The organism is Chryseobacterium gregarium DSM 19109 (assembly GCF_000430845.1).
GTDB classification, from domain to species: Bacteria; Bacteroidota; Bacteroidia; order Flavobacteriales; family Weeksellaceae; genus Chryseobacterium; species Chryseobacterium gregarium.
In genome coordinates this window covers 194,985-206,922 of the sequence record NZ_AUMU01000007.1, presented here as the reverse complement: position 1 = coordinate 206,922, position 11,938 = coordinate 194,985, and the positions used below count along the sequence as shown (strand labels likewise).

Annotated in this window: 13 protein-coding genes and 1 tRNA gene; 3 read left to right on the top strand and 11 right to left on the bottom strand. The window is 42.0% G+C overall.

The genetic code is table 11. The features are described from left to right. Positions 1–137: 137 nt before the first annotated feature. From H561_RS0109395 to H561_RS0109350, 11 genes are all read right to left on the bottom strand, one after another. Positions 138–734: an IMPACT family protein gene (locus H561_RS0109395; RefSeq protein WP_027386755.1), complete on the bottom strand. Its 597-nt coding sequence runs from the start codon at positions 732–734 to the stop codon at positions 138–140. An 82-nt stretch (positions 735–816) separates the two neighbouring features. Then, positions 817–981, bottom strand: coding sequence for a bacteriocin-like protein (locus H561_RS23935; protein WP_155845773.1), 165 nt, complete (start codon positions 979–981; stop codon positions 817–819). 12 nt (positions 982–993) lie between these two features. After that, complete coding sequence (locus tag H561_RS24555) at positions 994–1,176, bottom strand: bacteriocin-like protein (RefSeq protein ID WP_449384737.1); 183 nt, start codon at positions 1,174–1,176, stop codon at positions 994–996. A 255-nt stretch (positions 1,177–1,431) separates the two neighbouring features. Beyond that, on the bottom strand, positions 1,432–1,575 hold the full coding sequence (locus H561_RS23930; protein WP_155845772.1) for a hypothetical protein: 144 nt from the start codon (positions 1,573–1,575) through the stop codon (positions 1,432–1,434). 167 nt (positions 1,576–1,742) lie between these two features. Continuing rightward, positions 1,743–3,803, bottom strand: a complete 2,061-nt coding sequence (locus H561_RS0109380; RefSeq protein WP_027386754.1) for a YCF48-related protein — start codon at positions 3,801–3,803, stop codon at positions 1,743–1,745. 58 nt (positions 3,804–3,861) lie between these two features. Then, positions 3,862–4,887, bottom strand: coding sequence for a bifunctional diaminohydroxyphosphoribosylaminopyrimidine deaminase/5-amino-6-(5-phosphoribosylamino)uracil reductase RibD (gene ribD, locus H561_RS0109375; RefSeq protein ID WP_027386753.1), 1,026 nt, complete (start codon positions 4,885–4,887; stop codon positions 3,862–3,864). 63 nt (positions 4,888–4,950) lie between these two features. After that, positions 4,951–6,756: a DUF349 domain-containing protein gene (locus tag H561_RS0109370; RefSeq protein WP_027386752.1), complete on the bottom strand. Its 1,806-nt coding sequence runs from the start codon at positions 6,754–6,756 to the stop codon at positions 4,951–4,953. Positions 6,757–6,832: 76 nt separating this feature from the next. Further along, a complete protein-coding gene (locus H561_RS0109365; RefSeq protein WP_027386751.1) occupies positions 6,833–7,570 on the bottom strand; it encodes a shikimate dehydrogenase family protein in 738 nt (245 codons plus the stop codon). A 63-nt stretch (positions 7,571–7,633) separates the two neighbouring features. Further along, a complete protein-coding gene (locus tag H561_RS0109360; RefSeq protein WP_027386750.1) occupies positions 7,634–9,454 on the bottom strand; it encodes an endonuclease in 1,821 nt (606 codons plus the stop codon). A gap of 49 nt (positions 9,455–9,503) precedes the next feature. Further along, on the bottom strand, positions 9,504–10,709 hold the full coding sequence (locus tag H561_RS0109355; protein ID WP_027386749.1) for an ABC transporter permease: 1,206 nt from the start codon (positions 10,707–10,709) through the stop codon (positions 9,504–9,506). A gap of 3 nt (positions 10,710–10,712) precedes the next feature. Continuing rightward, positions 10,713–11,072: a ribosome-binding factor A gene (locus H561_RS0109350; protein WP_027386748.1), complete on the bottom strand. Its 360-nt coding sequence runs from the start codon at positions 11,070–11,072 to the stop codon at positions 10,713–10,715. 89 nt (positions 11,073–11,161) lie between these two features. On the opposite strand from H561_RS0109350, the gene mce reads away from it, so the two are divergent. The 3 genes from mce (at position 11,162) to H561_RS24495 (ending at position 11,846) form a co-directional block, all read left to right on the top strand. Continuing rightward, positions 11,162–11,560, top strand: coding sequence for a methylmalonyl-CoA epimerase (mce, locus tag H561_RS0109345; RefSeq protein ID WP_027386747.1), 399 nt, complete (start codon positions 11,162–11,164; stop codon positions 11,558–11,560). Positions 11,561–11,621: 61 nt separating this feature from the next. After that, positions 11,622–11,695 (top strand) — tRNA-Ile (locus H561_RS0109340). An 82-nt stretch (positions 11,696–11,777) separates the two neighbouring features. After that, positions 11,778–11,846, top strand: a complete 69-nt coding sequence (locus H561_RS24495; RefSeq protein ID WP_394330848.1) for a hypothetical protein — start codon at positions 11,778–11,780, stop codon at positions 11,844–11,846. Positions 11,847–11,938: the final 92 nt, after the last annotated feature.

Here is an 11,938-nt window from a genome sequence, read left to right as displayed (position 1 = left end):
AGGCATAGGCCAGGATGAATCATTCAGGATGCTTATTTTTTTTTGATTCTCAATGGAAAATATTAAACCATAAGCCTGATGTAAAAATAGGTTAGTAAATTAATTTGACTATCAATTACCCAAAGACCAGATAAGAATTATAGTTTATATTCCACAAACTGAAGGTTCGTAAGGGCATCAATAATATTTTCTTTGTCTTTTGTTTTGATTTTGGCTGCTATAACCGCTCTCTCCTGTGAATTGAAGTTGATGATCCTGGCTTCAAATTTCGAAAGCAGGGTAAAAATGGTGTTCTGCTGATTGAAATTAAAGCGGATCTCAATTTCTGTCTCCAGTTCTTTTGTCACGATACGGGCTTCTTCCAGTGTGATTTTGGCTGATTCTTTATAGGCTTTTACCAATCCTGAAACCCCGAGTTTTGTCCCGCCGTAGTACCTAACCACGATGACCAGAACGTTGGTGATGTCATTCGCCAGAAGCTGGTTGAAAATGGGCAATCCGGCACTTCCGGATGGTTCCCCGTCATCGTTGGCCCGGTAATTCTCACCCTGGATGCCTGTTCTGAAAGCGTAACAGTGGTGTGTTGCTTTCGGGTGTTCGCCCCGGACTTTTTCCAGTGCCTGTTTCAGTTCCGCTTCATCGGTTACCGGAAAGGCAAATCCGATGAACTTGCTCCCTTTTTCTTTGAATAGAATATTTTCGATAGGTTGGTCTATGGTTTTGTACTCGAACATCCTGCAAAGGTACTTTATAGAGTAAGTCCTGTCAAATAATTAAAATAAAAAAGAGAACATCTCTGTTCTCTTTTTTTATTTATCAGCATGGGAAAGTTCCGTCAAGCCAGGGTGGCGGGCAGCTCATACTTGAAGGGGTAGCACAGCATTTCTGTAAATTTGGAGGATAGTAAGAACAGCATTGCGGGGCATTTCCTCCTGCTGTATTTTTCAATTCTTCTCTCCGGATTTTTTTCAGATTTTTCATAGTCAATTTTTTTTAGAGTTCAATGGATGGCGTTGCACAGGCTTGTCCAAGAGGAACACATTTACCATTACAATTGTAGGTAGTATGAGGATTACAAGGACAGTATAATGTTCCGTCCAACTGGTAATAGCATTTTTCAATTGCCCCCTGAATTGATTTCAATTCTCTTTTTGACAGTTTCTTAAAATTTTTCATGATAGTAGGTATTAAATTTTTCATGAAGTTAAATAATTAATATCAATAAACAGTGAAAAAATATCAAAATATGTATGTTAAAGTTTTGACTTTTATGATTTTATAATGTTTATGGCTGATAGAATGCGATTATATTGTCTGAAAAGGTTTTAATTTTCTTTGGTGTCAAGGGAAATTCAGGTGCTTTTATCCCTTTTATAGGCTACAGACTGATGGTTCGTAAGGGCTTCAGTATATTTTCTTTGTCTTTCAATTTTATTTTGGCTGAAATAACCGTGCACTCTCTTCAGAATAGAAGTTGATGATATTTGCGTTGAATTTCGAAAGCAGGATGAAAATAGTGTCTTGCTGATTGAAATTAAAACGGATTTCAATTTCGGTCTCCGGTTCTTTTGTCATGATGCGGGCATTTTCCAGTGTGAGCAGCTGATTCTTTACAATCCTGAAATCCCAGTTTTGCTTGGCCTTAATACCTTATTTCGATGACTCTGAATCTTAAAGTAATTGATTCATAAAACTTCCGGTAATATAAAAAATAAGCCATCCGATTTCGATGGCTTGCGGTATTATTTTTTTATGATTTTTTGTGTAAACCATTTTCCGGCAGATTCAAATTTGATAAAATAAATTCCTTCGCTCAAATGTGAAATATTTATTCCGTTATTTTCTTTGGTGAATTTCATAATCCTTCCATTGGTATCGTATACCTGAACCTTATCTAATATTACAGGTGTTTTGAAGAAAACAGAAGATGTTGTGGGATTTGGATATACTAATAGTTTCGGATCAGTATTGTTTATTCCTGCGCTTTCATTAGCAGACAATGGTACAGCCGGAAGTTCAAGTATATATATATCCGAAAGGTCTCCCACTGCTATCACTTTATTATTAAAAAACTGGATGGCATTCAAATTTGTATTATATGAATTAAAATAATTGGTTTGAGGAACAATAAGCTGTGACGTGGCACCTCCATCAATGGTTCTGTAAAGATCGAAATTGATATCTAAATCATAGCCTACGTTTTCATTAATAAAATGGAATCGCGGACTGGTGGAATCTGTAGTTTCAATCCATGAAGTTCCTGCATTATTACTCGTGTAAAATTCATTAGCATTAGTAGCAATATTAATTTTATCAGCATTTACGATATTTATATAAATTACCGATGCTCCTAAATCAAAAACAGAATTCCATGTAATTCCACCATCGGTTGTTTTATACAGCTTCTGATAAGCACCTGCATACCCGATCATATCGCTGTAAAACTGAATAGTTTCCACTTGTCCCAATTCTGTAAATTGAAAAGCAGATGAAGGGGGTGTTATTGAATATATTCCATTGGTTGTAACAACATACGGTGAAGAAGTGCCGAAAAGAATGTTTCCATTATTTTTAAGCCAAAACGCGGATGGGTAGATCGGAGGACTGGTTGAGCTGAAATTTCCCCAGGTCTGCCCAAAATCAGAGGAGAGGGCATAGCTTCCGTTTCCGATGAGGATCCCTTTCCCATTTTCTTTTAGTTGTACCCCTTTAAAAGCATTTAAAGTAAAAGTAACTTTTTGATTGGCCCAGGTATGGCCGCCGTCAGTTGTCCGGTAAACTATGCTGTAGTACCCTGTAGAACCGCTTCCGGCAATAACTCCCTTATCGTCATTAGCAAAAGAAATACTTTTCAGTACAGAAGGGTAAATTCCGGGAACAAGCAGGCTCCAGTTTACGGCATCGGATGATTTATAAATATTAGACTCTCCGCCTACAATAATATTTCCGTTTAAAAAGCCAATAGAATTAAGTGAATTATAAGGATAGACATTTATTAATCTTTGATCTGACCATGTTTGCCCCATATCCAAAGACTTGTAAATTCTGTTGTCACCTCCTACAATGTATAATCGACCTGTCTGAAATTTTATATCATTTAAATTATAAGTCGCGGAGATGGTGACGGGTGCCCAGTTTGTGCCTTGGTCTGTGGTTTTGAAAAGTTTACCATTATTTCCTACAATGAAAGCGTCCGTATTATTAATGAAAAGAATTTTATTGATGCTCGTTGAGCTTAAGCTGGTAGCTACCCATGTGGCACCCTGGTTGGTTGTCTTATAAACTTTTCCATTGGCTGCACACACAAATCCTTTATTTTCATCTAAAAAAAAGATATCATTTATGTTACTTTGTTCCGGTAATGAAACAAAAGAAAAAGTAGCGCCGGAATTTAATGTTTTATAGATAACGCCTGAATTACCACCCAGAAAACCTACTGATTCATTTACAAAATAAAAGCTTCTTAGGAATGCAGCATTTGCCGGTTTATAAACAGAGTTTTCGAAACCATCTGTTGTTTTACGGATGCCGGTTTGTGTAAGTACAAATCCAGTGTTGTTATTCAGCATTTGGATGTCTCTGTATATTTCGTTTCTCAGGTGTTTTTTCCAGGTTGTTCCGCCATCTTTTGAAGAAGCTACGACTCCGGATTGTGACTGATCAAGCATATATAGGGTCTGATCAGGCGTTACTTCCAGATTAGTAATTATAGAAAAAGATTTTACAGGGGTTAAAAATTTCCATTCCTGTGCTTTAAAAGAAAAAGAGAATATGAGAAATAAAAAAATGAAATATTTATTCATACGGAAGTTATTAGTTTGTAAATATATAATAAAGGTAAAATTATATTAAAAATAAAGGTTAAATGAATTTGGTGAAGAAATTAATAGTATTGTCCCTGAAATTTTCAGTCTGATTCGGTTTAAAATCAAAATCAGGTGCTTTCGTGCCGTTCTCCAGGTTCAGGTTTTCATTTTTAATCACGACCGCTTCATCCCAAAGATTGCCATCAATACACTGCTGCAAGGTAAACCTTCCGCCTTCAATGATCACGGACTGGATCTGTTCTTTATATAAAGCGTCTATTAAGTCCGGCAGGAAATTTTCCCTGCTGATCTTAATGAACTGAATATTGTTTTCCGTTCCTTCTCTTACTGAATTAAAAACCAGAGTCCTGGCTTCATTGCTATACAGATTGAAATCTTCCGGGACCTTCAAGTCGAAATCAATTAAGATCCTTACCGGGTTGATGCCGGTCACATTTCTTACCGTCAGGCCCGGGTTATCATTCAGGGCCGTTTGCGTTCCTACTAAAATAGCATGTTCATCCGACCTCATCTGGTGGACAAACTGATTGACAAGGGAATTGGAAATGGGGTAGGGCCTGAAATCTTTATCCATAAAGCCGTCTGCGGATTCCGCCCATTTCAGGATGATGTACGGCCTTTTCTTTTCGTGATAGGTGAAGAACCTTTTATTCAGCTCGGTACATTCTTTTTCCAAAATGCCTGAGACTGCTTCAATCCCTGCTTCCTGAATAATCTTTTTGCCTTTCCCGTTCACCTGATCATGGGAGTCCATCGCTCCGATGACGACCTTTTTAAATCCCAGCTCTTTAATCTTCAGGGCGCACGGCGGTGTTTTCCCGTAATGGGCGCACGGCTCCAGCGAAACATAGATGGTAGATTCCGGGATAAGGCTTTTATCGGCCACGGAACGGATCGCATTGATTTCCGCATGGGGCTCACCGGCTTTATGGTGGTAGCCTTCCCCGATGATTTTTCCGTTGTGTACAATCACGCTTCCCACCAGAGGATTGGGGTAGGTTTTGCCGGCAGCTTTCCGGGCCAGCTCGATGCATCTGCTGATGTAAAATTCGTCCTGCATACTGAATGAAATAAAAAAGCGGAGTCAAATTGCTTTGCTCCGCCTTGTGTAGTTTTTTTATGGTTATTCTCCGGAGATGATGTTGTGGAGATTCTGTTTTAAGGTTTCCAGATGGGCTTTTTTGTCATCAATAGAATTAAAGGTATCCCGAAGCAACGGGTTTTCTTTCGACGGATTCTTGAAGAAAGCCAGGTTGTTCTCCAGCTTCACGATTTCAGCTTCAAGGTCAGAAATCTGATTCTTGATTTTTCTTGCCTTATCCGTTAACTGGTTTTCAGAGAGGCCTTCTTCTTTTAAATCAAACTCATTGATTTTGTTCAGCTTCAGCTTCTCTCTCAGCGTTTTGTTGAATTCGGAGTTGATCGAGATTTTATCTCTCGGAACTTTCCCGATATTGTTCCACGCCGTCTTGATGGCCTCGATTTTCTCAATGCTTCCTTCTTCATCGGAAACGGTTTTCAGATCTTCAAGAATGGTTTTTTTATTTTTGTAGTTCTCTTTCCAGTTATCCGTGGAGGCATTGCTTTTCTCCCTGTAGTTGTTGAAAAACGTGTTGCAGGCATCCCTGAATTCATCCCAGATCTTATTGGTCATGCTTTTCGGTACATGCCCTATTTTCTTCCAGTCTTCCTGGAGCTTTTTGAATAACGGCACGGCAACATCCCATTCTTCATTGTTCTGGTTGTCTTTCGCGGTCTGGATCAGTTTCAGCTTTTCTTCCAGATTCGCCTGCTGGGATCCTTTGAGCGATTTATAATAGGTATTCTTTGTGGTATTGAATGTTCTCAGGATCGTCTTGAAATCATTCCAGTTCTGGTTGGAAAGCTTTCTCGGAACGCTTCCGGTTTTCAGGAATTCTGAACGGAGGTCTTCCACCTGTCTGATGGCATTCTGCCAGTAATTATGGTTCGGGGTTTCAGCCGGCTCGGTAAGCTTTTTGATTTCGGCAATAATCTGGTTTTTCTTTTCCAGATTAGCGGCCTGTTCCGTTTCTATGGCTGCAGAAAGCTCGGATTTCCTTTCGTGGATCTTGTTTGAGATTTCTTTAAATTCTTCCCACGTCTTTTCACGGAATTCTTCAGAAACAGGTTCGGCCTCTTCTTTCCAGAGCTTATGAAGGTACTGCAGTTCGTTAAGCGCTTTCTGGATTACAGGCTCATGTTCAAGCTGCTTGGCACGCTCAATGATATGCTGCCTTTTTTCCAGGTTGTGGCTGTATTCCTGCTCCAGGAATTCCTTGTTGAGATCCAGCATCTGGTAAAACTGGTTCAGGTGGTGGAAGTAGTTGTTGTTAAGGATCTTGAATTCCGATTTGGCTACCTGACCGGCCTTTGACCAGTCTTCTTTGATTTCTCTTATCGATTTGAAAAGATTGGTTCCCGGCTCCGAGTTGGTATAAAGGTTCTTAAGCCGCTCAATGATATTCTGACGGTATTCGAGGTTTTTATGCTGTTCCTCTTCCTGGCCTTTCTGGTAAGTATCGTATTTTTCCCTGAAAATATTGACCAATGCAGAAAACCTTGACTGGGAAGGATGTTCGTAACTGAAGTTTTCAGGCGCGTTCCCGGCTTCCGCGTACTCATGCTTTTTGTCTTCCACTTCATCATGGATGTAATGACTTGCTTTCTCCTTCAGCTGATTGAATTTCTTAAGGTTTTCCCCTGCATCCGGCGCATTGATCATCTTCTCCATTTCTTTCAGGGCATCACTCAAAGAGAGTTCTGCTTCTGCATGCTCTTCTTCGTGTTCAGCTTCTTCTTCATGTCCGTTTTCGGTAGAAGGGACCGTGTTTTCCGGTGTTTCTTCCTGCGGCTGTTCGTTAGAATTATTCTTCTCTTCGTTCTCAGAAAGGTTGTTTTCTGTAATCATAGCAAATCGTTTATGTGAGTGGCGTTAATTAAGATTAAATATAGGGCTAAAATGCCAATCAAGGGACTAATTTAGGTTATTTTTTTTGAAAATTCCAAATTTCCCAGGCTTTTTCTGCTTGCTGTTCAAGCATATAATATCCGTTCACCGTTTTCGCCCCTTTTCCGGAAGCGTTCATGATGAACCGGGTGTAAGTCGGATTGTAAATGAGATCGATCACGAGGTGGTCTTCGGAAATGCCGTCAAAAGGAAAATCCAGGCAGTCGTTTACATGAGGGAAAGTCCCTACGGGCGTGCACTGAATGATGATTTTATGGTTTTTGACGGTTTCTGTGTTTAAATTTTCAAAATTCAGCTCTGACGTTCTGGAGACTGTAAGAAGGCTGATTCCGTGTTTTTCAAGCACATACTGCACGGCTTTGGCCGCGCCTCCGTTTCCGAGGATCAGGGCCGTATCATGATGGGGCTTCTTATGAAGCAGCAGGGTTTTCTCAAAACCGAAAGCATCCGTATTGTACCCTGTTTTTTTCCCGTTTTCAATCAGGATACAGTTGACGGCACCGATCTTCCGGGCTTCATCGCTCAGCCCGTCCAGATAACCGATAATCTTCTCCTTGTAAGGAATGGTCACGTTGCATCCCAGGATCCCCGGAGTGGAAAAAATATCCTGGACCCCGTCAATGTCCGCCACATCAAAAATATCATAGGAATACCCTTTCAGCATCAGCTTCTGAAACTTGTTTTCAAAGAACTTTTTCGAGAACGAGTAGGCGATGTTCTTTCCGATCAGGCCTAATTTTTTATTGGAATCCATACTTTCAAAAATAAAAAAAAGACCGGGAAAAACCGGTCTTTATGATGAAATATTTTCAGGGGTTTATTCTACAATGAATTTGGCGGAGAAATTTTCGGCAGTCAGGATATAATTTCCTTTCACCAATCCGTTAAGGTGGATCTTGCCGGTGTTTTTGAATGGGTTTTCAATCGTCTGGATCAGCTTCCCTGAAAGGTCATAGATCCGGGCTTTTGAAATTCTGCTCAGGTTGTCGCCTTTCACATACAGCTCATTGTTTTTTACAGGATTCGGATAGATCGTAAAGCCTGATTTGTCTTTCGCAGCTTCTGTAGTTCCTAAGGTAGCGGAGCATGTCCAGCTTAGGTCATCGATCGAAATTCTGTTGTTATTGACAGGATTTACGATACTGATGACGATATTTCCGCTTACGTTAATATTATTGATGGTGACCAGAGCGTTTGACGTACCGGTGTAAGGGATGGTCCCCACTGTGATGCCGTTAACCTTAACATCCAGGCTGCCTGAAGTTCCCGAGAATTCCAGTTGGGCCCTTGCTGTCAGGCTTTGGATTCCTCCGCTGATGGTGGAGCTCGTCAGGTTTCCGTTTCTGATGGTAATGGCTCTGTTGCCTGATCCGTTGATGTCCTGGTCGGTTCTGGCATCGGTAGCCGTCCAGGTGATGTTATTATTCGTCCAGGTTCTTGTTGCGTAGCCTGATGCACTTGCCGGGATATTTTCAAAATCTTCCGTACCGCAGCTTGTATTGCCTCCGCCTGGCTGTCCGCCCGCAAGGGTCGTACCCGATGCCGTATTGCTGGCAGCAGAAGTATTTCCTGAAGCGTCTTTTGCGATGATGTAAAAAGTGTACGTTGTAGAAGGATTCAGTCCTGAAACCGTCGCCGTTGTTGCTGACACGGTTGAATATAAAACGCCGTTTACATAAATTTCATATCCGGCAACCCCTGTATTATCCGTAGATGCCGTCCAGCTTAGTGAAATAGAGTTTGAAGACGGGTTACCGGCTGTTAAGTTCGCCGGAACGGTAGGCGCCTCGGTGTCGGCAACCACATTCCCCCATATCTGGGCCACATATTCCGGATGGTCGATAAAAGGGTTTCTGTTCCCCTGGTATACATACGACGCATTGTTTCTGGCAATTTCAGTCTGGGAAACCGGGTCTGCGGCGCTCCAGGCTAAAAGCTGGTTAAGCTCCCAGGTCTGTAATCCCGGAAATGCAGAACCGCCAAGCATATTTCCGGATGAAAAGCCGGAAAGCTGGGTTTCATATCTCGTTACAAAATAAAAGATCATTCTGGCGATATCCCCTTTAAAGGCATCAATCGGTTCGAAAACCGTTCCTGAATACCCCGGGGAAACTGAAGTCCCTAATTTTGATCCGTTCTGGGAAGTGTAAGATACAGGACCAACGGTTCCGAAAGGGTAATTTGATCTCATGCCGTTTACTTTTCCGTCTGTAGCACGGATGAAATGGATGTCCGATTTCATCGGGAAATTTTCACTGAACAGGCTTTGCGGCACCACGTGCTCCCTGTTGTAGCAGTCTCCTTCATTAGCGTAGCCTGAACCGCCGCATTGCGTGCTGCCATAGGTGAAATTGTAAGGATCTGTCCCGTTCGGGTTTTCAGAGTACATGTCCATAATCGTTCCGTCGTTTTCATAACCGGGAATTCCGGAAATGTTATCACGGTCTGTCGTCTGGTAACCGGTCCAGAGGCCGCCATAGCCATGGTCAACATGCCCGGCTGTGATAATCTGTTTTAATTTGGATTTAAGGGTTGCCCCGGTAAGTCCTGATGTTCCGTCATAGTAACCGGCAGGAATCTGAGCAAAGGCACTGATGAACGCCAGGCTCATGAAAAAAGAGAGTAAAGTCCGCTTCATTTTTTTTGTTTTTGGACGACAAAGTTACGAAAAAACGAAAGCGTGTATGTTAATTTTTGGTAATGTACTCCTTGCTGATTTTGGAGAATACCCATGAAATACCGAACCCGAAAAGGGCGGCCGTAAGGGAAACCGTGAAATAATTCTTTCCGACGATCTTTACCGGGAAAGGCAGGGTTTCATTGGCTTTAAAGAATTCCGTGTACTGCTGGAAATAGCAGAGTGCCGTTCCCAGGATCAGCCCGGAAATAATGCCGAGCACGACAATCAGTATCCCCGTATAGAAATAGATCTGCCTCAGGTGGCTTAGAGGGAATCCTAAAGAAATCAGTGATTTTGCCTGTTCCTTCTTATCCAGCTGCAGGATGATGATGGCCCCTGCCAGGTTGAAGGTGGTAATGAAAATCACCAGGGCAAAGATCAGATAAATAAACAGCTTTTCCGTATTGATCATTTTCCAGAACGCCGCATTTTCTTCTTCCTTGGTCTTGATTTCTATATTTTTACCGAGGGTGGAAAGAAGCTGTTGCTTCACCGCTGCCGTATTCTCAGGATTCCTGAGCCTGATCACGATCTGGTAAGCGGAATGTTTGGGCAGGTTCAGAAGCTCTTCCGTCAATTCAACAGGGGAGATGATATAATTGTCCAGTTGGTCTTTTCCGGGAAAAACACCGGTAACCAGGATGTCTTTCTTCTGGTAAATGTCTTCTTCCTTATTGATGATCCCTGTGCCGGCTTTGGGCATGAAAACCGTTGCATAGGCCGTACTGGAAGGCACGGGAACCGACAGCCTGTTGTCCAGGGAATTTTCCATCAGCACTTCATTGGAATACTTGAAGCTCGGATAGGTTCCGTAGAATACGTCCTTATTGATCGGATTCACCTGGGTATAGGCGGAATCAACGCCTCTCAGATAAGCGATGTCGCCTTTCCCGTTGTAGCTGATGTATACTTTTTCCTCAATGACCCTTGAGAAATGGCTGACTTCTTTATTGCTTTTAAGGGCAGCGCTGATCTTATCGAAATCCTTCAGCGTTTTCCCCGCTGTGCTTTTGATGGTAAGGTCGGCATGCAGGTTGGAGATCAGGTCCTTGTTGAGGTCTTCGAGCCCTGAAAAAACCGATATGATAACAAACATTGCAGTGACCGCCACGGTCATGGCACCCACGGACAGCCACGTAATGAACGTAACGGCCGTGCTCCCTTTCTTGGATAAAAGGTAACGGGACGCGATATAAAATGCAATGTTTTTCAAGGCTTATAAAATAGGATTGTCGCCTTCGCCTCTCAGTTCGCGCTCCAGCTTTTCAACATCATCAAGAGCGGTATCCAGGTAGAAATTCAGGTTGGGAATCACCCGCACCTGCTTGGCCATCTTCTGGCCGAGGAAGTTCCTGTACTGGGCTTTGTTCTCATCGATCTCTTTCATCACGGCAGAACGGAATTCCTTCGGGAAGATGCTCAGGTAGATTTTGGCAATCCCGAGATCCGGCGTTATCTTGACATCCGAAACGGATACCAGGATGCTCTGCTTGCTTTCTGCAGCCTGTTTGCGGAACAGCTCCGCGAAGTCTTCCTGTATGATCTGTGCTACTTTTCTTTGTCTGTTGCTTTCCATAAGTCCTGCAAATTTAGTATTTTTGTTTGAATCCATCATTTGAAATACCAAGCTTTATCAAATTTACGACTTAATTGATGGAATTGCTTATGAAATTAGAACATATCGGCATTGCCGTGAAATCCCTCGGGGTTTCCGATGCGCTTTTTGCGAAACTTCTGGGAAAGGAATCTTACAAACAGGAATCCGTGGAGCGGGAAGGGGTCGTCACCTCATTTTATGCTGCCGGGGAATCCAAAATCGAACTGCTGGAAGCCAGTCAGGAAGAAAGCCCCATTGCTAAATTCATCGACAAAAAAGGGGAGGGCATCCATCACCTCGCTTTCGGGGTGGAAGATATCCGTGCAGAAGTGGAGCGGTTAAAAAAAGAAGGGTTCCAGTTTATCTCCGAAGAACCCAAAGAAGGCGCTGATAACAAGCTGGTTGTCTTCCTTCACCCGAAATCCACCAATGGGGTACTGGTAGAATTGTGTCAAGAAAAACCATAAAAAATTTTGTAATGCCGGAAATTTTACTATTTTTGCAATCACAAAATTCAACCGATTTTGAGGTCCTATAGCTCAGTTGGTTAGAGCACCTGACTCATAATCAGGTGGTCCCTGGTTCGAGCCCAGGTGGGACCACTTTTTAATCAAGCACTTACAGAGATGTAGGTGCTTTTTTGTTTATTAATACTGAAAGTTTCTGTAGAGAAATAATGGAGATATAAACTTTTGGAATCTTTACAAACTCTTTACGCAAGCTAATAAGAGCAGTTATATAGATGCTTTTTAGATAGAAATTTGAATGCTTTTGATTTTACTAAAGGTATTCAACAAAGTTTTAATGGTAGTTGTTCTGATTATCATTGATTTTTGAGTTAATTA

Excerpts from the sequence above, each read along its gene's own strand:
- H561_RS0109395 (WP_027386755.1), bottom strand. The coding sequence starts at position 734 with ATGTTCGAGTACAAAACCATAGACCAACCTATCGAAAATATTCTATTC.
- H561_RS23935 (WP_155845773.1), bottom strand. The coding sequence starts at position 981 with ATGAAAAATCTGAAAAAAATCCGGAGAGAAGAATTGAAAAATACAGCA.
- H561_RS24555 (WP_449384737.1), bottom strand. The coding sequence starts at position 1,176 with ATGAAAAATTTTAAGAAACTGTCAAAAAGAGAATTGAAATCAATTCAG.
- H561_RS23930 (WP_155845772.1), bottom strand. The coding sequence starts at position 1,575 with ATGACAAAAGAACCGGAGACCGAAATTGAAATCCGTTTTAATTTCAAT.
- H561_RS0109380 (WP_027386754.1), bottom strand. The coding sequence starts at position 3,803 with ATGAATAAATATTTCATTTTTTTATTTCTCATATTCTCTTTTTCTTTT.
- ribD (WP_027386753.1), bottom strand. The coding sequence starts at position 4,887 with ATGCAGGACGAATTTTACATCAGCAGATGCATCGAGCTGGCCCGGAAA.
- H561_RS0109370 (WP_027386752.1), bottom strand. The coding sequence starts at position 6,756 with ATGATTACAGAAAACAACCTTTCTGAGAACGAAGAGAAGAATAATTCT.
- H561_RS0109365 (WP_027386751.1), bottom strand. The coding sequence starts at position 7,570 with ATGGATTCCAATAAAAAATTAGGCCTGATCGGAAAGAACATCGCCTAC.
- H561_RS0109360 (WP_027386750.1), bottom strand. The coding sequence starts at position 9,454 with ATGAAGCGGACTTTACTCTCTTTTTTCATGAGCCTGGCGTTCATCAGT.
- H561_RS0109350 (WP_027386748.1), bottom strand. The coding sequence starts at position 11,072 with ATGGAAAGCAACAGACAAAGAAAAGTAGCACAGATCATACAGGAAGAC.
- mce (WP_027386747.1), top strand. The coding sequence starts at position 11,162 with ATGAAATTAGAACATATCGGCATTGCCGTGAAATCCCTCGGGGTTTCC.